Here is a 21,872-nt window from a genome sequence, read left to right on the forward strand (position 1 = left end):
ATTTTACCCATGATTGTTTACAACCTCGATAAAGATGATCAGCTTTCACCGCCATCTTCCACAGCCGTTTTGATCTATTTTGATTTTCATGGCAGTTGGCAACTTGCAGCAAGGCAAAGCATTTACTGGGGTGAAAATAAATGGAGGGCATTTGCCACGGTCGGGACGGGCGCCATGAACCGAAGGTTTTTTGGGGTTGGAAGGGATACATCAGTAGTAAGCAACGACACCTCCAATTATTTTTGGACAAGAGATGCTGTAAATAGTATCTCGCTGAGTTGTTACAGGAAAATTTATTCAGGTTTATATGCCGGGCTTGAATATGCATTTAATAGTCATTTTATTGATGAAGGCAATCCTGATGAAAATGACGAAATGAGCCGGTCGGGGATTAAACCGGGAGAGAAGGATAAGGTAAGTGTATTTGTTCCCACTTTTGTGTGGGATAACCGGAATAATATTTTCTGGACCAAAAAGGGGTACTATGCCAATCTCACCTTGCAGCTTCCGGATAAAATTTTCGCCAAATCACAGGATTTCAGCAGTATTTCCGGATGGGTAAATGGTTATCATAACCTTTTTGAAGGGAAAAGGAACCTCACACTTGCCTGGCATCTTTACTTTCAGAAAGGATGGGGAGAATTGTCCTATCACCAGATGGCTACCTATGGCCGCGGTGACCATGCTATGGGTTACCGTTACGGGAAATATGTGAATAACTCAGAAATCACCACTCAGGTTGAAGTGCGAAAGGATGTCTGGAAATTTGTAAGTCTCGGCGGTTATTTTGGCACCGGGAAAACGTTCGAATCAAAAGAAAAAATTGGAAATTCGGTCTGGCTGCATTTCGGAGGATTACGCACTTATTTCAATATCATTCCATCGCGCGATATCCGTTTAAGGCTTGATTTTGCCTTTGCACGAAAAGACAATGGGTTTTATCTCGGCATCGGACAAGGTTTTTAAGGTATCCTATTTCCTGTTTATTTATTTTTTGGCAGAATTTTCTGCCGAAGGCATCCATAGGAAAAAGACAAATGATAAAACACAAATAAATACGAAACTAAAATACTAAATTTCTCCGGCTCAGAGAAAAACCCTTCGGGGATGAGAAGGAAGTCCAACCATTTGACCCGATCGGACGGGTAAACAAAACCGAAAAAAATCGGATTTAGAGCTAACAGCTTGTTGGAACTGTAGCTTTGCGGTTCTCTGCGAAAAAACTCTGCGATTCTCTGCGGTTTAACCTTTTTTTTACCGCAGAGTTGCGCAAAGAAGGCGCAAAGAACCGCAGAGTAAAAACTTTTCTACGGCTCAGAGAAGAGATCATTTGTGGATTAGCAGGCAGCCCCATCGGAGGGGCAAGTAAAAAGTCAATCAATGTAAACAATCCTGTACGTACGGGAGTTAGTTTTGCCAACTAAGCACCTAAACTGCTCATCATCAATAGACGAGTTCTCTTTTTGGATTTCTGATCTATTGATTATTTGAGATTTACTTGTCCAAAGGGCTACTGTAGACCAGTTTAGTGGAGGTAAAGTTTTGCTCCCAAAATATACCTATTCCGAATTTCACCAAATTTATTACTAAAACAAATAAAAATGCCCCGGCAGTAAGCAAATTACAGCCGGGGCATTTTGAAATTCGATTAACTGCGAATACTGTTAAAGCGGATTAGCCGTCATTTTAATGGTGAACTTGAATTTTACCGTAAAATCCAGCGGTACTTCATTGGAAGTGGTTGTAAATGTCAGATTAAACTTGTGGGGTGGGTTTTGAATCAAATCCGCCAGTTTATCAACACCTTCCTGGTTCAGTGTGAGATCGGTCTGGTTGTTCAGCAGTGGTTGCAGCAGCTGATCGGTCACACTGGCGATCGTTTTTGGATCGTTCCCGTTTTCGTCTGCTATCACAACGGTAGCGTTCACAATCTTTTGCTCAGCACTTCCAACAAATGCCGTCAGCCAGTATTTCAACTCTTCAATTTCGATATCCTTGATCTTGTCGCCGTACTGGTTGATCAGGTCAACATCGGCAGACAGGTCAATCAGCTCAGATGCAGTGTAGGTAAGATCATTGGAGGATACAACCAATTCGGTTTCGTAAGTGAAAGATTCAGTGACATCAAGAAGATCGTCTTCACAACCTTGCAATAAAAATAGCCCTGTAAAGGCAGTCATCAAAAAAAAGATTTTCGATTTCATAATGATAAATTGTTAAGTGAATACTAAAATCAATGCAAAATTAGAATAATAAATTCGTTGAGACGAATTTGGCTAAAAATGTTTTTGTAAAAAAGGTTAACAGCAAATTGCAAAAGGGATTTGCAACAATAAATCATTAAACCGGTTACCTTTGCAAAAATTTGATTCATGATCACTTTTGACGAAGCATTCGACATCGTCATCAATTCAGCAAAAGGACAAACCACAGAGCGGGTAACACTCGAAAACGCAGTGGGGCGTATTCTGGCTGAGGATGCGACTGCTGATATGGACATGCCGCCATTTAATAAAAGTGCTGTTGATGGTTATGCTTGCAAAAGGTCAGATATAGGAGAGGCAATGGAAGTAGTGGAAGTAATTGCTGCCGGAAGGCGACCAGTCAATGCAATCAGTGAGGGTCAATGTTCACAGATTATGACCGGCGCCATGATACCGGAAGGCGCCGACACGGTTATTATGGTTGAGGATACTGAAAAAGCAGACGGCAACAAGATCAGGTTTACAGGCCGGAAGACCTCAGCAAACATCTGTTACACTGCAGAAGATATCCATGCCGGCCAGTTGGTGTTGAAAAAAGGAACTTTACTCAGACCGCAGGAGCTGGCCATCCTTGCCACATTTGGATTTGCTAAACCTGTGGTTTACAAAAAGCCGGTGGTTGGTGTAATTTCAACGGGTGACGAGTTGGTTGAATCTGATGTTAATCCCGCCATTTCACAGATCAGAAACAGCAACTCAACCCAGACGATTGCCCAAATTATCACCGCAGGAGCCGAATTTCGTTATTTCGGAATTGCCAGGGACACTGAAGCAGACACCCGCGAAAAAATAGGTGCAGCACTTTCCAACACCGACATCGTTATCCTCACGGGGGGTGTTTCGATGGGTGAATTTGATTATGTGCCAAAGGTTCTGCAAGACCTTGGGATCACGATACGGTTTAAAAGTATAGCTGTTCAACCCGGGCGACCTACAGTTTTTGGAGTGAAAGAGCATAAATATATTTTCGGGTTGCCGGGGAACCCGGTCTCCTCTTTCGTACAATTTGAATTGCTTGTAAAACCTCTGATCCACAAATTAATGGGGCACGATTACCAGCCATCTATGATCACCCTCCCGATGGGCGAAACGTACACAAGAAAAAAAACCACCCGCAAAACCCTGATGCCTGTTTATTTCAAAGACGGACTGGTGTTCCCTGTCGAATACCACGGATCGGCGCATATTCATGCTTTTGTGGCTGCGCAGGGCATCCTGGCCATCGAAATCGGAAAAACAACCTTGTTGAAAGGAGAATTGGTTGATGTACGACAAATTTAGGCGAAAGATAAACTACCTGCGCATTTCGGTCACCGACAAATGTAACCTGAGATGTACCTATTGCATGCCGGCTGAAGGGATCAAACTATTGCGCCATGAGGACATCCTGAATTTCGATGAGATTGTCGAATTGACTAAAACCGCCGTTGCGCTTGGCGTTGACAAAGTCAGGATTACCGGTGGAGAACCCCTGGTGCGAAAAGGGATTATTGACCTGGTGCGGATGATTGGTGAAATAGAGGGAATTAAAGATTTTGCCATGACAACCAACGGTACATTGCTTTCCAAATTTGCCAACGACCTTGTAAAATCCGGTCTGCAAAGGGTAAACATCAGTCTAGATACACTCGACCCCGAAAGATACCTGCAAATCACCCGTTTTGGGAATATTGAAGATGTCTTTGCAGGAATTGAAGCAGCAAAAGTTGCCGGTCTATTACCTATCAAGATCAACTGTGTGGTTAAAGAGTCGTCGGATGAACCGGATGCAATAGCCATTAAAGAATTCTGCAAAAAAAATGATTTGAAAGTCCGGTTTATTAAAGAGATGAATCTCGAAACCGGAAATTTCAGTGTTGTGGAAGGTGGCGATGGCGGCAATTGTGCGCTCTGCAACCGGCTCAGGCTGACCTCCGACGGGAAAATTTTACCCTGCCTTTTCAGCGATCTTGGTTATGATGTCCGCGAACTTGGCGCAGAACTGGCACTGCGCCTGGCCATAGTGGATAAACCTGAATCTGGAACTGTGAACCATTTGAAACAATTCAGCAATATTGGCGGTTAATAAATAAGTTTGAACAAAACAACCATGGAAAACCAACTTTCGCATATCGACGAAGCCGGCAAAGCCAGCATGGTGGATGTGGCTCATAAGCCCGACCAGGTGCGCACTGCAACCGCCACCGGGTTCATCCGTCTTGCCCCGGAAACCGTCGAACTGATCCGGCAGAACCAGATGAAAAAAGGAGATGTACTCACAATAGCTGAAATTGCCGGAATACAGGGCGGAAAGCGCACCAGTGAACTCATCCCCCTTTGCCACCCCCTGGCCATAACCAAAATAGACATTAAAACCGAACTTAAAAAAGACGGCGTCGCTGTAACAGCTTTTGCCAAATGCACCGGTAAAACCGGAATCGAAATGGAAGCCCTCACGGCTGTTAGCATCGCCCTGCTCACTATTTACGATATGTGCAAAGCAGTGGACAAGCAGATGGTCATTTCAGACATTAGACTGATCGAAAAAACCAAAGCCTGACAAACGAAGTGAATTTGACTTTCATTAGAAAAATAGCACTGATCCTCATCATTGCATCGCCCCAGCTGCTTTGGTCACAGCTTAATGTTGAGCATTTCATGAATAAAGGGATGCGGGAATTGGTTGATGAAAAATATACTGAAGCCATCCAAACATTCAACATCTTAATCCGCGCGCGGCCTGACCTTTCCGAACCCCACATTCTCCGCGGACGTGCAAAACTTTCGCTGGGCGATCTGAAAGGCGCCGAATTTGATTTTACCCGCGCCATTATGCTCGATAGCTACAACCCGGAAGCCTATTACTACAGAGGTGTAGTGAATTCGAACCTATACGACTACCACAGCGCCCTCGATGATTTTCGCAAATCGCTCGAACGAAGGCCAAATAATCCAAATGTGCTCTTTAGCCGCGGCATGACGAAAATCAGGATGAAAGATTATGCAGGGGCAATCAATGATTTTGATACCCTTATCTTATTCCGCCCCGACATCGAGCAGGCTTACCTCAACCGGGCCATCGCCAAAGGGTTGAATGGCGATTTTGATGCTGCCATTAAAGATTGTAACCAGGCCATCAGGATGAACATCTATTTTGTGGATGCTTTTATCCGGCGTGGGCTTTTCCGCAAAGAAGCCGGACAATTGGATGAGGCTGTTCTGGATTTTGACCAGGCCATCAAACTGGATGAAAAAAATCCACTGACCTATTTTTATCGTGGTGCATTACTTATCAATAAAGGAGATACTGCAGCTGCGCTCCGCGATTTTGATAAAGTACTGAAGATTGATCCGTTCAACGACCTGACTTATTACAACAGGGCGCTGATCAAAGCCAGCAGGGAAGACTACCGGGGGGCGCTCAATGACTTTGATCAGGTGCTGAAAATTAACCCCAATAACGTCTTTACCTGGTACAACAGGGCATGGGTGAATACTAAACTGGAAGACTACGATGCAGCCATCCGGGATTTCTCCGGAGCCATAGATCTTTTCCCCGATTTCGCGGCAGCGTATATGGGAAGAGCCTCTGCAAAGCAGGAACTCAAAGACCTGAAAGGGGCAAATGAGGATTACGAGTTGGCCATGGCTATTATTGATGCTGTGAATGATGGTGATGACTTCGGGTCAATCAATGAGTTTTATAAAGCGGATTCTACCTATTTGAAAAGGATTATTGAATTTGAGGCCGACTTCAATGCATTCAACCCTGAAGATGGCCGGATTCAGCATCAGCGCGTGCTCATCGAACTCAGGCCAAATATTATGATCCTTTATTATGACACGAAAAAGTTAATGGCTGATCAGCAACGGACCGGTTACAACTATAAACCTATAAACACATTCCGCTACAATGACGAAACCTATTCGCTTGGCATTACACCCGGAAATGTAAATCTAAATCCACGGGACGCTCAGCGAATTTCGAACAGAGTGGACAGCATCATGTATTTCAATCCGTTTGATGCAGACAACTACTTTATCAAGGGCACACTAAACTGGATGATCTTGAACTACAGCGAGGCACTTACAGCATTTGACCGTGTCATTGAACTGATGCCTGATTATGCAGAGGCCTTTTTCAACCGTGCCAACGTCCGTTTCGAGTTCATCGAGCATCAGTATTCGCTCGATCAAACCGATCCGACAATCATTCTTTTAATGGATGGATCAACTGTTACTCAAACTGAGCGCGAGCAGGAGATACCCGATTTTGGACCGGTGCTGGAAGATTATAACAGGGTAATCGAACTGAACCCGGGTATGAGTTTTGCCTATTACAACCGTGGAAATATCAAAAACAGGATGCGCGACTTCGACGGCGCCATAAAAGACTATACTATCGCCACCGCCCTGAACCCTGAATTCGCGGAAGCTTTTTATAATCGTGCGCTGACACTGATTTACCAGAAACAAAACCATGAGGCCTGCTTCGACCTGAGTAAAGCCGGTGAACTGGGTATTCCAGAAGCCTATAACGTGATAAAACGGTACTGTAAAGACTGACAAAATTAAGGAGTTGCACATGAAGGAAAAGTAATGGTACTTTCCTGTAAAACCTTGATCATGTAAGCTTTTCCCGGTATGAAATGACCAATCCCATAAATCCCCTGTTCAGGCCAGATTACATTGTTACCGCCAATTTCTGTAATGATAACCAGGTTACTTCCTAATTGTGAAATGATGGAAGAAGCTGAAACATTACACCCCGAAAGTACGGGCATTATGCTCCAACCCACAGGAATTACAAGGTTTTTCGGATGAATATCAGATCCTGTAATTTCTAAAGTTGCCGGAGCGCTGAGTTTGATTTTATATCCATCATATCCGGTGAACTCCTGGATCGTATTTATCCCATATTGCGGCCAGTAAACCTGTGTCATATTTTGGGCAATCTGCAATTGATTAATAATAGGCGCCATCACTTGCACAAAGTCAGGATTATCGGGTATTACAAAAGAAGATAACCCCTGCCAGCCTGCAGCCAGTTGGATGGTTTGTTTCCTTTTTATGGTAAGATTGACCTGATCAGCAATAAAACCTGAACAGTTTGCCATATTGAATGCTGAAATCGTCAGCACCACCGATCCATTTTCTTTATCCGCTGCGCCTGGGGTATAGGATGTGGAAAGTGTATTTAAACTGCTGAACTGGCCGTCACCCGATGTTTGCCAGAGTAAAGAACTGTAATGACTGGCCGTTGCAGTTCTTGTAAAAACAGCAGGTTCTGTGATGGTGGCGTCAACACCGGCATTTACCGTTGCTTCAGGAACAAATGTTATCTGGATGGTCTTTACTGCATTGGCGCCGCAACTGGAAGGAGCATAAGCTGTAAGCTTCAACTGAATGGGATTGCCGGAATAATCAATCACCGGCCCAGGCAAATAGGCCGGGTTGAGGGTGGTAGGATCATCAAATGCGCCATCTCCGGTTGTAGTCCATAACAGGGAAGTATAGCCCGATGCTGTTGCACTTAACGATAAAGCATTTTCGACACAAATCTGTTGTCCTGTTGGAGTAAGGATTTGAGCCTGCGTGCCGGTCACCAGCTGAACGGCAAGAATTGCCGAAACAGAACCGGTACAAGAGGTCAGTGCTGTTGCTGTCAGCGTAAGGTTTACGCCATTATTCGCCAGATCCTGACTTCCCGGGTAATAAATCGGGTTAAGAATGGAAGTATTACTGAAAGTTCCGTTCCCTGAAGTTGACCACGAGATTGTTCCATAATACTGGGCTGTAGCGTTCAGTTGAATTGGAAATCCCTTGCAGAAAACACTGATGTCGCCCGGATTGAGCCTGGGCAACGGATCGAGGATGATAGTGGTATTGCTGGTCGCCGGAAAAGTAATACAGGCGCCGTTCCCAAAAGCCTGAACCGTTACAATGGTACCGCCATTTAATTTATCATTGGGACCAGAATAATAAATCGGGTTGAGCAAAGCAGGATTGTTAAAACTCCCGTCACCCGCGGTGATCCATAAAATCGAACTGTAATTTGTGGCAACACTGTTCAGTTGTACGGCAACATTTTCGCATCGCTTTCTGCTTGACGGAGAGGTGACGGTTGGCGCAGTGTTTAATGTAACAAGCGTTGAACCGCAGGCAGTACCTGTACATCCTGAGAGTGAATTTAAACAGCAGGTTAAGGTAAAATATCCCAGGGCTAGATCAAAACTGCCGGGTACGTATTGTGTTGTGGGTGAAGTGGGGCTTGTAAATGTTCCGTCGCCATTGGTTGTCCATTGCAGGGTTGAATAATTTGAAGCAACTGCAGTTACGATCACCGGCTGTGTTCTGCACACCCCTAAATTTGCCGGTAAATTCACTGATGGCAGAGGTATAATAGTAACGCTCAGGTTATCGGATGCCGTTTGAGTACAAGGGCTAAGCGGCAATGAAGTGACGGTAAGCACAACGTTTCCATTTGTTTTATCGGATGGGCCGGGCGTATAGGTCGGATTTATCAACGAAGTATTGTTGAATGTCCCATCACCGCTGGACGACCACATTACACCCGAATTGTTAAATGGTGCCGAACTGACCGCTACAGTTTGGTTGGCACAAATGGTTGCATCGTTCCCTGCACTTACCCCGGGTGGCGTATTCACCGTTACAGAAACACTATGCTGGGAAGTATTTGTACCATCTGTAGCCGTTAAAAAATAGGTAGTATTGACTGTAGGAGTATGTGTAAACGTTTGTAGATTTGATGTAAGACCCGGTGGATTGGATGTCCATGAGTAGGTATAATTTCCGGTGGTTCCGACAAATATTTCGGCACTCAGCGTAACCTGATCTCCAATGCAAACCGGGTTGGGCGTGGCAGTGGCATACACATCAAACACTGTGAAGGCAGCCATATTAATGATCGAACTTAACCCCAAAGGATACCACTTGTTGGTTGTTGCAAAACTGGGATCAAAGGCAACCAGGCTAACGTCATATTCCTTCTCGGTTGTCCAGGAAAAAATTTTAAAAGTCATCAACTCAGCAGGTGCAAATCCGTCTTTCTGAGGAGTATCCGGATCATCCCTGAAAGCCGGAAAAATAATATTGGCATCCCCCAGCCAAAAATCAGCTCCTCCACACTTTTTCTGGCCATTATTATCGGTGTAGAAAGCACCTATAAAATCACCGGGGAGGATTGGGATATCATTGATCCGCGGGTTGGCGCCCAACATCACAATGATAAAATGAGGATTATCGGTATTTGTCTGGTATTCCCAAATCGCAGGTAATTCGAAAGGCGCCCTGGTCGTTTCAGTTGGTGATGAAGCAAAAGAAAGAGAAGATCCAATGCTGATAACCAGAATAAACAGGATTAAAATTAATATTTTCAACGGTAAACGACGGATGGTAAATAATGATGGTTTCATACTTGAACGATTAAATTTTTAACAGCAGCTATTTAGTTTGTCGGTAAAATTCAAGCGTAAAATTACTTGAAAAATTATTAAACCACTGTTTCTTTCTTTGTTCCAATTTAAAAAGTCCCATATTTGCCTTTTATTTGAACTACTCAAAAGCATAAGAAAATCACATTCATTTATCTAAAAAATCAATCCCATGAAAAAGCTTTTTTATCTCGTTTTCCTGATCGCCGTGTTATTGTCATCGTGCACAACTCCCCAAAAAGTGACCAGCTACTGGGTCAACAAGGAGGCAATAAAGAATGAACCCTACAAATCAATTTACGTTTTTGTGATCATCCCAAACGAATCCAATGCTCCACTCATTGAAAACAAACTGGCCGATGTTTTTGTTTCGAGAGGGCGAAAAGTGGTGTTGAACAGTGAGCTTTATCCCCCTTCATTTTCGGGTAAAGACCAGATAACCAAAGATCATCTGGTCGAAAACATCAACTGGCTGGGCTGTGACGGGGTTTTTACCGTAACACTCCTCGACACAAAAACCGTTGAAACTTTTAACCAGGGAAGTTCCTATGCTCCGATGAATTATGGCTATTACGGAAGTTACTACGGTTACTACAACTATTATTACCCAATTGTGTATTCTCCAAGCTATTATTCTACTGATAAGACCTATTACCTCGAAACCAACTTCTTTGATGTGGCCAGCGACAAGTTGGTATGGTCCATTCACTCCGAAGCCTACAACCCCTCTGACATCGAAAGCATGATTCAGAATTATTCAAAAACCATCCTCAATAAACTACGGGAGGAAGGGCTGATCAGTAAATAGCATAGAGTAAATAAGGTGAATTTAGCCCCTTATGAAGGGCCGTTCGTAAAATTTTAAAACCTTTGGTTCTGTTATTAATTACTTTTGTTGAATCTTATTCGTTAAATCTATAATTTCGCTACAATGACAAAAAAAACTATCCCTTTTTTATTCCTTATTCTTCTTTCAGGAACCATGAACGCCCAGGTTCTGATCTCTCTGATCTTTGGGGAGGCATTGAATACGGATAAAATCGAGTTCGGGCTTGCAGGCGGTATGAGCCGGTCGTACATCACCGACATCAGCACCTCGGAAGGGCTGAACAGTTTCGACCTGGGATTTTATTTTCACGTTCTTCTTAAGAACAGCTCGTACCTTAGCACGGGGGTGCATGTGAAATCGAATGTCGGCGCAAAAGGGATGCCGGTGTATCCATTGGGAGATGCCAATTTTGATACCATTTACCAGGGAGGTTCCCTGACAAAAAAAATCCCGTGCTTCTACGTTCCTATCCTTTTTCATCAGCGGTTCAACAACCGGTGGTACGCCGAAGCTGGCCCGCAGCTGGGACTTATTTATAAACCAGTTGATATCTTTGAAACCACCAAACTGGATGGGGATCTCACCTACACCAAAAGCGTGCTGGACGAATACAAGCGGATTGATGCGGGATTTATGGTGGGAGCAGGATATAAATTTGAAAAGAAAATCAAAAGTATGAGCGCGGGCGCCAGCTATTACTACGGGTTGGTGGACGTAAGTAAAAATCCAGATTACACCATTAAAAACTCTGCCTTTTATTTTTTCATCAGAATCCCGATTGGCGCCGGGCCGCAGCCTGAATAGCGCCTATTGGTTCAGGATTAATGATGAGGTACTTCATTCACTTAATTTAAAATAATCTGCAATGGAAAATCAACTGACCAAAAATTCGGTGTATGACACCACGATCCGCCTGTTTGTGCTTTTGCTGATCATTGCGTGGTGTCTGATGATTATGATGCCGTTTGCGAACATCATTTTATGGAGTTTGATCCTTTCGCTTGCTTTGTATCCAACACATCACGGGATATCCATGAAACTGGGGGACAGACCGAAACTGGCATCTTTCATCATCGTAATTGCTGCTTTGGTGCTCATCATCCTTCCAACATGGTTGCTGATTGATTCCCTGATTCATGAAATTAAGGAGGTGAAGTTAGCTTATGATGAAGGAACATTAAAAATCCCTCCACCAAGCGAAAAAGTAAGGGATTGGCCAATCATAGGTGAATCGCTTTACAATTTATGGAAAACTGCTTCGGTTAACCTGGCACAAACCGCTGCCAAATATCAGGATCAGTTGACAAGTCTGGGAACAAAACTGGCCAAAGGGATATTCAGTGCAGCCGGGAGCGTCATCCAGTTATTGATTGCCTTCATCATTGCCTGCATCATCCTTGTCTTTAAAGGAGCCGGTGAGCCGGTGCGGAAATTTTTCAGGAAATTGGCAGGAGCGCGCGGTGATGAGTTTGCCGATGTAACCATGAAGACCGTGGGTAATGTGGTAAAAGGTATCCTCGGTGTTGCGCTGCTCCTTGCGCTCATGCATGGCGTTGCCTTTTTTCTGGCGGGCGTTCCGTATGCCGGCATCTGGACATTATTTGTATTCATTTTGGCGGTGCTGCAAATCCCGCTATTCCTCGTCACTTTACCCGTCATCATCTTTTTCTTTGCTACTAAATCAGTGCTGGCAGCGATCATTTGGGCTATAGTGCTGGTTGTGATCGGTTTTTCAGACAACATTCTACGTCCGATTTTGCTCGCCAAAGGCGCCCCGGTGCCCATGCTGGTGATTTTCATCGGGGTGATCGGGGGATTCATTTTTACCGGGTTCAGCGGGCTGTTTACCGGCGCCATCATTATGTCGCTGGGGTATAAGCTGTTTATTTCATGGATCGAATCGGACGGTGAAATCGAAGAAGCTAATCCCGCCGCTTTAGCTGGAGAATGAAAGGACTGTTGACTATTTGCAAAAAATCTGAAAAACTTTAAGATTTTTATCCGCTTTCCTGTGTGAAAGTCTAAAGTAGCATTGGTCTGATTGATTTTTACCAACCAGAAAATGATAATTTTGCAAAAATTGAAGGATTGGTCCAATTTGATGCATTTTAAAATGACCGGTAAGACATTTATCATTTTAGTAATTTCGCTTCTACTAGTGTCCGGTAAAGGTATTGCTAATAATGATCAACCTTATGCCGGTAAAAATATCCTCGCTCTTTTTTCATTACAACCCACCACTCCTGCTTACAGGATTATTCTCGAAGGAATCCATGCTGAGTTGACAAAAGAATTTGGCGATAACTATACCCTCCAACCCGAATATCTGGGTATGGACCAATATCCAAACGAAAGTTTTTCCAGGGAACAGTTTGAACCTTACAACGAAAAATTCAGGGATGTAAAAATTGACTTGCTGATCTGTATTGGCGTAAACCTTGCAGGAACTTTGAAAAAGTATGCTGAACCCTATCTCCTCAATCTCCCTGCCGTTTCGCTTGATTATGATCTTTCGGATTATGGATTTCCATGGGAAATTTCATTAAACGATAAAACGGTTGTAATTCCCTTGAAATTTGAGATTGATAAAACGATCACAACGATGCTTTCTATCTTCCCCAGGACCAGTTCAATCAATATCATCAGCGGTGTTTCAACACATGATCAGTTTTTCTTTTCGATCTCCAGGCAGGAGGCTGTAAAAGTTGATAGCAGTATCAAAGTGGACTTTTTTACAAACATGGCAATGGCTGAGATTTTAAAAATGGTAGGGCAAATGCCGGACAATAGTATCATCATTGTTCCCAGGTTCTCCCTCGACAGCAAGCAGGTGAATTATTACAATTTTGAGGCTATCCGGTTGATCTGTCGTGCAGCCAATGTCCCGGTTTTCACCTATTCTTCGATTGGTTTTGGCGATGGGGCCGTTGGAGGATACATTATGAATTTTGAAAAAGTGGCGATGATCGTGGGTGAGGCTGCGGTCAGGGTGCTGAATGGCGAAAATCCTCGATCAATCAAATATGATGGAAATGATTATTACGAGTATATGTTCGACTTCAGGGAGCTTAACAAGTGGGGGTTGCTTGGCTCAAAACGACTCCCGAAAGGCAGCTCAATCTATTTTGAGGAAATCACCTTTTTTGATAAATACCGGTGGATTTTTATTGGTGGGGTTCTGTTTCTTCTTTTTCAAACCCTTTTGATAGTCAGGTTAATCTTTCTAAACCGGAAACAACAGCTTTTGACACAGCAGATCAGGGAGAATGAAACCAAATACCGGGAGCTCATTCGTGAAGACAGGATTCTTCGTATAGGTCAACTCACCGCCTCGTTGTAGCACGAGTTAAATCAACCGCTCACATCCATCTTAAGCACTGCCCAGGCAGGCATAAGGTTCATTGATTCAAGTAATTACACTCCTGAATTGCTGAAGGAAATTCTTCAGGGTATTGTAGAGGATGATAAACGGACTGCATCAATATTGAGCAGCATCAGGGGTATGATGAAACTTGAAAGGAGGGAAAAAGAAAAGACAGATATCAATGCACTGATCATCGAAATCAGTGATATTTTCCGCACTGGAACTGCCAATTATGACATCGAACTGATTGTCCGGCTGCCTGATCGGCCGGTTTACATATTTGCCGACGGCATTCAGATGCAACAGGTGATTATGAACCTATTGTCCAATGCTACGCATTCCGTTTTAGCATCGGAAACTGGTGAAAAGAAAATCGTTATGTCCGGTTTGCCGGAGAACGGAAACATTACCCTCTCAGTCAGAGATTATGGCAGAGGTATTGATCCTGAGATCATCGGGCGGTTATTTAAGCCATTCGTGACGTCGAAAAATGACGGAATGGGAATAGGTTTAGCGATAAGCAAGGCCATTATCGAGGACCACCAGGGGACAATCCGGGCTGAAAATATGCCTGATGGCGGTGCGCAATTTTCGTTTAGCCTTAAAATCTATGATCATGACGCCTGAAAAATTTAAAGTGTTTATTGTTGATGATGACAAATCAATAAGGCAGGGCTTTTCATTGCTTCTGATGTCGGCCGGTTATGAGGTTGAAACCTATTCGGGTGGCGATGAGTTTTTGTCAACAGAATATGCTGATGGGGCGGGCTGCATCCTTCTTGATGTATTTCTTGAAGGGAGATCAGGTCTTGACATGCAGGAAGAGATCAAAAGGAAATTTGCTCACCTTCCGATTATTTACATCACAGGCCAGGGAAGTATCCCGATGAGTGTTCAGGCGTTCAGAAAAGGCGCTGTGAATTTCCTTCAAAAACCGGTTGATGACCTGCAACTGCTTGCAGCGGTGGAGGAAGCCATCAATGAAAGCCGGACTAAAGTCAGCCAGATAGCAGAGACCGACCGGATTCAAGGTTTAATCAAAAAACTTACCCCACGCGAATTTGATGTATTCCGCCTGCTGATCACCGGACTACTGAACAAACAAATTGCAGGAAAACTTAATATTGCCGAACAGACCGTAAAAATCCACCGCGGAAAAATTACCGAAAAACTCGGCGTAAAATCCGTTGCCGAAATTGTACATCTCGCTGAAAAGGCGGGTTTGCTATAACACCATGGTACTATTGTAAGGCCGTCCTCCCCGGGCTAATTTTGCAGTTTATTTTACTGTTTTTCAATTTAATAAATTACTTAAAATTTACTGCAATGAAAAAATTAATGATTTTTTTACTCATGCTTGTTTTTGTTGTCCCGGCATTTAGTCAGAAAAAAGGAAAAGTTGATCCTGAAAAGGTTACCATTGATTCTCTGACCAACGTCAATCAACTTCTTTCCGGGCAGTTGGATTCCATTACAGCAGAACGCGAAACCTATTTTGGTGTTTATTCTGCCGTAAAGGACAAAGTCATTAAATATGACTTCAATCCCGAAAATGCCTCAGATGTGTTGGATTCTTTGGCCAAAAGTATGGATGCAACTGCCCTTTTACTCTCATCAACAAAGGACTCACTTACAGCAATTCAACTTACCTACAAGGAAATAAGCGCCAAACTGGACAACCTCAATGCTGCCGACTCTGACAAAGCCAAGCTGGTAGAAGAGCTAAAACAACTGAAAGAACTCCTGGATGCAAAAATCATCACCCAGGATGATTTCGACAAAAAGAAAAACCTACTGATGGAAAAGTGGGAATAGGACATTGTCTTTCAATCTTTAACCTGTTTTTTGCATTAAAGAAATAAATAGTTCATTGTTAATCAGTTAGTGATTTTTTAAACCAGTTTTTCATTCGATTTGACAGCCCTCAACCTTTTACTTCCCGGGCATTTTCCTTATTCCTTTTCATCACCGACTGTTACAAGTTGTTGCTTGAATGATGCATAGAACAAAGGTATTATTGAAATATCCATTCTTTTAGGTTTCATTTGCAGAAATTAATTACAGCATATAAATTTAACCTGTATGATTTGCATAATAGATGATGATGAGCATGTTAGACGAGGATTTGATATGTTGCTAAAGGCAGGAGGATTTGCGAGTAACTCATACCCAAGTGCCGAAGAGTATTTGGAAAAAAGTAAACTGACAGACACTGACTTAATCATCCTCGATTATCATCTACCCGGCATGACCGGATGCGATCTGCTTAAGTATTTGGAAAATAAAAAATTACACTTTCCTGTGGTAATGATTACTGCATTTGATGACCGGTTTAGCCGCGACTGTGCAAAAAAGTACGGCGTATTGGCCTACCTGCGGAAACCGGTTGACGGTGATGCGCTGATTGACATTATAAAATACGCTTTACCAATTTATAACCACTAACGATGGGATTAAAGTAATGATTTTTGTGTCATTGCACACCTGTAAGTTAAAGCATGATGGAACTATTAGATCACTTTCAATCGAAACGCCTGACCATAGAGGAGCGCATAGCAGCAGGCAAAGCGCTGCGAAAGAACTTTCCGCGCGACCTTCAGGGGGAATACAGTCCTGTTTCGAACCGGGTTGATCCGGTTTCGATTTTGGAGGAACAGGCGAAGACCCGTCTCGAAGAGCTGGTACCTGTTCGTTATGCGAGGATGCTTACTTCTCCTTTCGCTTTTTTACGCGGAGGTGCAGCAGTCATGGCTGCCGACCTGGCTGCGGGTGCCCAGCCAACAGGAATAACAGTACAGGCCTGTGGCGACATGCACCTGGCCAATTTCGGGGTATTTGCCTCAGCCGAACGGAACCTTATATTCGGCATCAACGACTTTGATGAAACCATCCCGGGACCGTGGGAATGGGATTTAAAGCGGCTTGTGGCGAGCATCGTGGCAGCAGGAAGATTTCTTGGCGCAAAAAAAAGTATTGCCAAAGAAGGCGTGCTGGCCACAGTGAAATCGTACCGTGAAAAAATGCACGAATATGCCCACATGGGCTACCTCGATTTGTGGTATGCCACCATCAGTGAGAAAGATGTATTAAAATCAGTTACCGGAACAGCCAAAGCAGGAGCACAAAAAATGGTGAATAAAGCCCATGAGCGCACTCATATGCAGGTGCTGGGTAAACTTGCCGACCTGGTGGATAAAAAATACCGCCTCCGTGTCAACGCTCCTTTTATTGTTAGAGAAACTCACACAAAGGATGGTACCCCAATTGAAGAAGCCCTGGGAATGTTTCTCGACTCCTATTTCGAATCCCTTGCGGATGAGCGCAAAGCCATTTTAAAAAATTATCGTATTGTAGATGTAGTGAGAAAAGTAGTGGGTGTGGGTAGTGTTGGAACCCGCTGCTGGGTTGTGTTCCTCACCGGAAATCATGACCAGGACCCTCTATTTCTGCAGATCAAAGAGGCTCAACCTTCGGTACTTGAGCCTTATGTTGTAAAATCAGTCTATTCAAACCAGGGACAAAGAGTTGTTATTGGCCAACGGTTGTTGCAGGCAGCGCCTGATATTTTTCTGGGATGGTTCGAAATGGGTGATACTGATTTTTATGTAAGGCAATTGCGCGACATGAAAGGTGGTGTTGAGTTTGATCCGAAAACTGTCCGGATCGAAAACCTTTATCAATATGGCGCACTGTGCGGATGGGCGCTGGCGCTGGCACATGCCAAATCAGGGGATGCTGCCATGATTTCGGGATATGTTGGAAAAAGCGATGAACTGGATCATGCCATGTATCGCTTTGCTATGGCTTATGCTGATCAGACTGAAGCTGATTATGAGGCACTGCTTCATGCAGCAAAGACAGGGAGGATAAAAGTTGCATCGGTGAAAGAATGAGTAGTTAATTTTGAAGAAATAACTAGTAAATACTGTCAGCAAGAAAATTCCATTTGTTGAAAATCAAATTCAGGGTGTTTTCTTGCTGATACTAAACAATTAATAATAATAGGTTTACACAATTACTGATTATGATTTTTCTTGAACTGACTGTTTTACTTGTATGTATTTTCATCGGCGCCCGTATGTCGGGCATCGGACTGGGTGTGATGGGTATGATCGGGTTGCTCATTCTGCTCTTTGTGTTCAGGTTACCTCCTGCCGATCCCCCACTCGAAGTGATGTTGATTATTTTGAGCGTGGTAACAGCGGCGGCAGCTTTGCAGGCAGCCGGTGGTATGGATTACCTGGTGAATATTGCAGGCAAAATTCTGAGAAGAAATCCCGGACAGATAACAATCCTGGGGCCAGTCGTTACTTACTTCTTCACCCTCTTTGCAGGAACTGCACACATCTCTTACTCTATCCTCCCCATCATTGCTGAAGTGGCCATCAAAGCACGCATCCGCCCGGAACGCGCCATGAGTATGAGTGTGACTGCCGCTCACATGGGGATTACCGCCAGTCCGGTCTCGGCTGCATCTGCCGCATTACTCACTGTTTTGGTGGCAAGCGGTGTGCAATTATCCGATATCCTGATGATTTGTATTCCATCAACCCTGATTGGGGTAGGTGTTGGCATTCTCTTCGTGCTGAAAAGAGGGAAAGAACTGGATAAAGACCCTGAATTTATCGAAAAAATGAAAGACCCTGCCTTTGCCCAACTCATCAATGCAGGTGAAGGAAAAGATACAACCATCCCACTGAAACCGGGCGCTGTTAAGTCGGTGATCATTTTTGGTGTTGCCGTGCTGGCCGTTGTAGCGCTGGGCTCATTCCCTTCGCTGCTCCCCAGCTTTTCCGGTATCAAAGGTTTTGAAGCGAGTTTTGCGGTGAATGCAGACGGTATTGTTCAGATGCCTTCGATGATCATGATGATCATGCTGGCGGCTGCCGGCCTCATCATTCTTATTGCCAATACCACAGCAGCCCAGATAACAAAAGCCAGCCTGTTTGCATCCGCAGGCCAGGCCACAATTGCAGTCTTTGGAGTGGTATGGATGAGCGGAACCTTTATGGACAGCAACTATGAAGTAATCAAAGAAAACCTGGGACAACTGGTTACTGCTTATCCCTGGCTATTTGCGATTGCCCTTTTCACCATGAGCATTCTCCTGTTTAGCCAGGCAGCCACCACCAAAGCACTGATGCCGCTTGGACTGCTGCTGGGGCTCAGCCCGGCCTACCTTGTCGGGATTTTCCCTGCGGTAAATGGCCACTTTTTCATTCCGGGCTATCCCACACTGCTTACAGCTATTCAATTCGACCGAACAGGTACGACTAAGATCGGAAAATATGTTTTAAATCACAGTTTTATGTTACCGGGACTCGTCACCACTGCGGCGGCAGTCATAGCCGGTTTAGTTTTACAATCCATTATTTTATAAACATTTAAATTTTTAGCTTATGAAATTAATTATTAAAATGAGCCTGGTTGTAGCCACTCTGTTACTTGGGTGGAGCAGCTACGCACAAACACGAACCGAGAAAGATCTGCTCGGCGAAAAGCAAATCCCCGCCGACGCCTACTATGGCGTACAAACGATGCGGGCGCTCGAAAACTTCCAGGTGAGTGGAGTGAAAACCAATTTTTATCCTGATTATGTCAAAGCATTTGCCATTGTAAAACTGGCTGCTGCACGCGCCAACCATGATGTTGAAGGGAGACTCAGCAAGGAGAAACTCGTTGCTATCGAAAAGGCCTGCCAGGCTGTAATGGATGGAAAATACCACGAGTGGTTCCTTGTAGATTTATACCAGGGCGGCGCCGGAACATCTGCCAACATGAACGCTAACGAAGTCCTCGCCAACATTGCACTGGAAATGATGGGCAAGAAAAAAGGTGAATATCAGTACATCGAACCGCACGATGACCTGAACATGGGACAATCCACCAATGACGCTTACCCAACCGCCATTCATATCGCGCTGATCCTCCACAATGAAAAATTAATCAGGGAACTGGAAGCGCTCTCAAAAGCATTTCACCAGAAAGGAGAAGAGTTCAAAGAGGTACTGAAAATGGGACGTACCGAAGGGCAGGATGCAGTGCCGATGACCGTTGGTCAGGAATTTCATGCCTTTGGCAACCAGTTGGATGCTGCAATCAATGTTTTGCGTAAAACTGAGGAGTATTTGTATGAGGTTAACATGGGTGCAACCGCCATTGGAACCGGCATTACAGCAACACCGGGTTATGATGTGGTATGTGCTAATCACCTGGCCAAACTGATGAACAAACCCATCACCCTCGCACCCGATCTTATTGCAGCTACATCTTCCATGCAGGCATTTGTTATGTATTCATCGGCCATGAAAAACCTGGCTGTTACGCTATCAAAAATCAGCAGCGACCTGATCTTCCTTGCTTCAGGTCCCCGCACCGGCATTTTTGAAATTAATCTCCCGGCATTGCAACCGGGTTCTTCCATCATGCCCGGCAAAGTGAACCCGGTAATGCCCGAATTGATGAATGAAGTGTGCTACAAAGCCATGGGAAATGATGTTACCGTCGCCTTTGCATCACGCGATGGACTACTGCAGTTGAATGCCTATGAGCCGGTTGTAGCCGTTGCCATCATGGAGTCTCAGGCATTGTTTTATAAAACCGTTCCGTTGTTCCGCAAAAACTGTATCGAAGGAATTACAGTGAATGAGGAGATTTTAACCCGTAATATTGAAAGAAGTGTTGGAATAGTCACAGCGCTGAACCCGGTGCTCGGTTACGAAAAAACCACCGAACTGGCCAAAGAAGCACTTGAAACGGATAAAGGGATTCTCGAATTAATCCGTGAAAAGAAATTACTCTCCGAGGATGAAATCAAAAAACTGTTAGACCCGGCTGCAATGACCGGACAAAAGAAATAATCATTTTATCAATCATTTTATCAATCATTTAAAAACTAAATTTTATGAGACAAAGTACATTAAATTTCAGAAATTTGCTTATGGTCTTCATGCTGACCTTAAGCATTGTTGCATGTGCACAAACTGCCAAAAAACCCAATGTTGTCATCCTCGCTACCGGTGGAACCATTGCCGGCGCCGGCGCCAGTTCAACCGGATCGGCCTACACATCAGGTCAGGTTAAGATTGACGCCATGATTGATGCCGTTCCCAACATCAGGGATTTGGCCAATCTCAGAGGTGAACAGTTGGCTAACGTAGGTTCTCAGGACATGAACGTGAAGGTCTGGCTCGATCTGGCCAACCGCATTAACGAACTACTTAAAACCAATGAGGTGGATGGTATTGTGATTACCCACGGCACCGACACCCAGGAAGAGACCGCATTTTTCCTCACCCTGGTGGTGAAAAGCGAAAAACCGGTTGTACTTACAGGTTCCATGCGTCCTTCCACGGCGTTAAGTGCCGAAGGCCCGCTCAATCTTTACAATGCGGTAGCTGTTGCATCAAGCCCGCTTTCCAAAGGAAGAGGAGTGCTGGTGGTGATGAACGATGAGATCCATTCAGCTTATGGGGTGAAAAAAATGATGACTACCCCGGTACAAACATTCCAGTCGCCTGAAGTAGGCCCACTAGGGTCGGTGATTTTCGGCCAGGTAAGATTCTTCAATACCACAGCCGGTATTAACACGGTAAAAAGCGAATTTTCGGTGGATGGCGTTAAGGCCTTACCCAGGGTTGATATTTTCTATGCCTGCGCAGATGCATCGCCCGACCTGATTGACTATATGGTAAAAGCCGGGGCAAAAGGCATTGTGATTGCCGGTGTAGGCGATGGAAACATGAATGCAGGAACCTTGGAAGCAGTGAAAAAAGCTACAGCTCAGGGAGTGCATGTGGTAAGGGCTTCGCGTGTTCCGCTTGGCGCTGTATTGATTCAGGGTGAAATTAATGATGCAGAATACGGATCGGTATCGTCGGATGAACACAATCCCCAAAAAGCAAGAGTATTGCTGATGCTGGCTTTACTTAAAGAGAGAAGCAGAGACGACTTACAAAGGATCTTCATCGAGTATTAATCAA

General features: G+C 44.3%; 19 protein-coding genes. 17 read left to right on the plus strand and 2 right to left on the minus strand.

What is annotated here, in order from left to right; all coding sequences use genetic code 11:
• The coding region (locus tag IH598_14210; GenBank protein ID MBE0639668.1) for a hypothetical protein at positions 1–966 on the plus strand (966 nt) is incomplete at its 5' end.
• 698 nt (positions 967–1,664) lie between these two features.
• Here the strand turns inward: IH598_14210 and IH598_14215 are convergent.
• A complete protein-coding gene (locus IH598_14215; protein MBE0639669.1) occupies positions 1,665–2,204 on the minus strand; it encodes a hypothetical protein in 540 nt (179 codons plus the stop codon).
• A 168-nt stretch (positions 2,205–2,372) separates the two neighbouring features.
• On the opposite strand from IH598_14215, the gene IH598_14220 reads away from it, so the two are divergent.
• From IH598_14220 to IH598_14235, 4 genes are read left to right on the plus strand one after another with little or no spacing between them, the layout of a single operon-like run.
• Complete coding sequence (locus IH598_14220) at positions 2,373–3,545, plus strand: molybdopterin molybdotransferase MoeA (GenBank protein ID MBE0639670.1); 1,173 nt, start codon at positions 2,373–2,375, stop codon at positions 3,543–3,545.
• The gene (locus IH598_14225; protein MBE0639671.1) at positions 3,529–4,329 is read left to right on the plus strand and encodes a radical SAM protein; all 801 of its coding nucleotides are present in this window, start codon (positions 3,529–3,531) and stop codon (positions 4,327–4,329) included. Before IH598_14220 ends, IH598_14225 begins: the two co-directional genes overlap by 17 nt.
• Positions 4,330–4,353: 24 nt before the next feature.
• Positions 4,354–4,803, plus strand: coding sequence for a cyclic pyranopterin monophosphate synthase MoaC (moaC, locus tag IH598_14230; GenBank protein ID MBE0639672.1), 450 nt, complete (start codon positions 4,354–4,356; stop codon positions 4,801–4,803).
• Between the two features lie 14 nt (positions 4,804–4,817).
• Positions 4,818–6,809: a tetratricopeptide repeat protein gene (locus IH598_14235; protein ID MBE0639673.1), complete on the plus strand. Its 1,992-nt coding sequence runs from the start codon at positions 4,818–4,820 to the stop codon at positions 6,807–6,809.
• A gap of 5 nt (positions 6,810–6,814) precedes the next feature.
• Here IH598_14235 and IH598_14240 read toward each other — a convergent pair whose 3' ends face one another.
• Positions 6,815–9,679 carry a hypothetical protein gene (locus IH598_14240; protein ID MBE0639674.1) on the minus strand — a complete coding sequence of 955 codons (2,865 nt, stop codon included), beginning with the start codon at positions 9,677–9,679 and terminating at the stop codon, positions 6,815–6,817.
• Between the two features lie 190 nt (positions 9,680–9,869).
• On the opposite strand from IH598_14240, the gene IH598_14245 reads away from it, so the two are divergent.
• The 12 genes from IH598_14245 to IH598_14300 all read left to right on the plus strand — a co-directional run bounded on the left by IH598_14245 (position 9,870) and on the right by IH598_14300 (position 21,868).
• Positions 9,870–10,505 (plus strand): hypothetical protein, encoded by a 636-nt coding sequence (locus IH598_14245; GenBank protein ID MBE0639675.1) that lies wholly within the window; start codon positions 9,870–9,872, stop codon positions 10,503–10,505.
• Between the two features lie 123 nt (positions 10,506–10,628).
• Positions 10,629–11,330 (plus strand): PorT family protein, encoded by a 702-nt coding sequence (locus IH598_14250; GenBank protein ID MBE0639676.1) that lies wholly within the window; start codon positions 10,629–10,631, stop codon positions 11,328–11,330.
• 109 nt (positions 11,331–11,439) lie between these two features.
• On the plus strand, positions 11,440–12,477 hold the full coding sequence (locus tag IH598_14255) for an AI-2E family transporter (protein ID MBE0639677.1): 1,038 nt from the start codon (positions 11,440–11,442) through the stop codon (positions 12,475–12,477).
• A 162-nt stretch (positions 12,478–12,639) separates the two neighbouring features.
• Positions 12,640–13,866, plus strand: a complete 1,227-nt coding sequence (locus IH598_14260) for a hypothetical protein (GenBank protein ID MBE0639678.1) — start codon at positions 12,640–12,642, stop codon at positions 13,864–13,866.
• 87 nt (positions 13,867–13,953) lie between these two features.
• The gene (locus tag IH598_14265) at positions 13,954–14,517 is read left to right on the plus strand and encodes a GHKL domain-containing protein (protein ID MBE0639679.1); all 564 of its coding nucleotides are present in this window, start codon (positions 13,954–13,956) and stop codon (positions 14,515–14,517) included.
• Positions 14,507–15,121: a response regulator transcription factor gene (locus tag IH598_14270; protein MBE0639680.1), complete on the plus strand. Its 615-nt coding sequence runs from the start codon at positions 14,507–14,509 to the stop codon at positions 15,119–15,121. The genes IH598_14265 and IH598_14270 overlap by 11 nt, the downstream gene beginning before the upstream one ends.
• Before the next feature lie 95 nt (positions 15,122–15,216).
• Positions 15,217–15,705, plus strand: coding sequence for an SHOCT domain-containing protein (locus IH598_14275; GenBank protein MBE0639681.1), 489 nt, complete (start codon positions 15,217–15,219; stop codon positions 15,703–15,705).
• A gap of 267 nt (positions 15,706–15,972) precedes the next feature.
• On the plus strand, positions 15,973–16,335 hold the full coding sequence (locus tag IH598_14280) for a response regulator (GenBank protein MBE0639682.1): 363 nt from the start codon (positions 15,973–15,975) through the stop codon (positions 16,333–16,335).
• A gap of 56 nt (positions 16,336–16,391) precedes the next feature.
• A complete protein-coding gene (locus IH598_14285; GenBank protein MBE0639683.1) occupies positions 16,392–17,783 on the plus strand; it encodes a DUF2252 domain-containing protein in 1,392 nt (463 codons plus the stop codon).
• A 131-nt stretch (positions 17,784–17,914) separates the two neighbouring features.
• Complete coding sequence (locus tag IH598_14290; GenBank protein MBE0639684.1) at positions 17,915–19,270, plus strand: anaerobic C4-dicarboxylate transporter; 1,356 nt, start codon at positions 17,915–17,917, stop codon at positions 19,268–19,270.
• 19 nt (positions 19,271–19,289) lie between these two features.
• A complete protein-coding gene (locus IH598_14295; protein MBE0639685.1) occupies positions 19,290–20,750 on the plus strand; it encodes an aspartate ammonia-lyase in 1,461 nt (486 codons plus the stop codon).
• Between the two features lie 44 nt (positions 20,751–20,794).
• Positions 20,795–21,868, plus strand: a complete 1,074-nt coding sequence (locus tag IH598_14300) for a type II asparaginase (protein MBE0639686.1) — start codon at positions 20,795–20,797, stop codon at positions 21,866–21,868.
• The last annotated feature ends 4 nt before the right edge of the window (positions 21,869–21,872 follow it).

The sequence above is a fragment of the Bacteroidales bacterium genome (assembly GCA_014860585.1).
GTDB lineage: Bacteria > Bacteroidota > Bacteroidia > Bacteroidales > 4484-276 > RZYY01.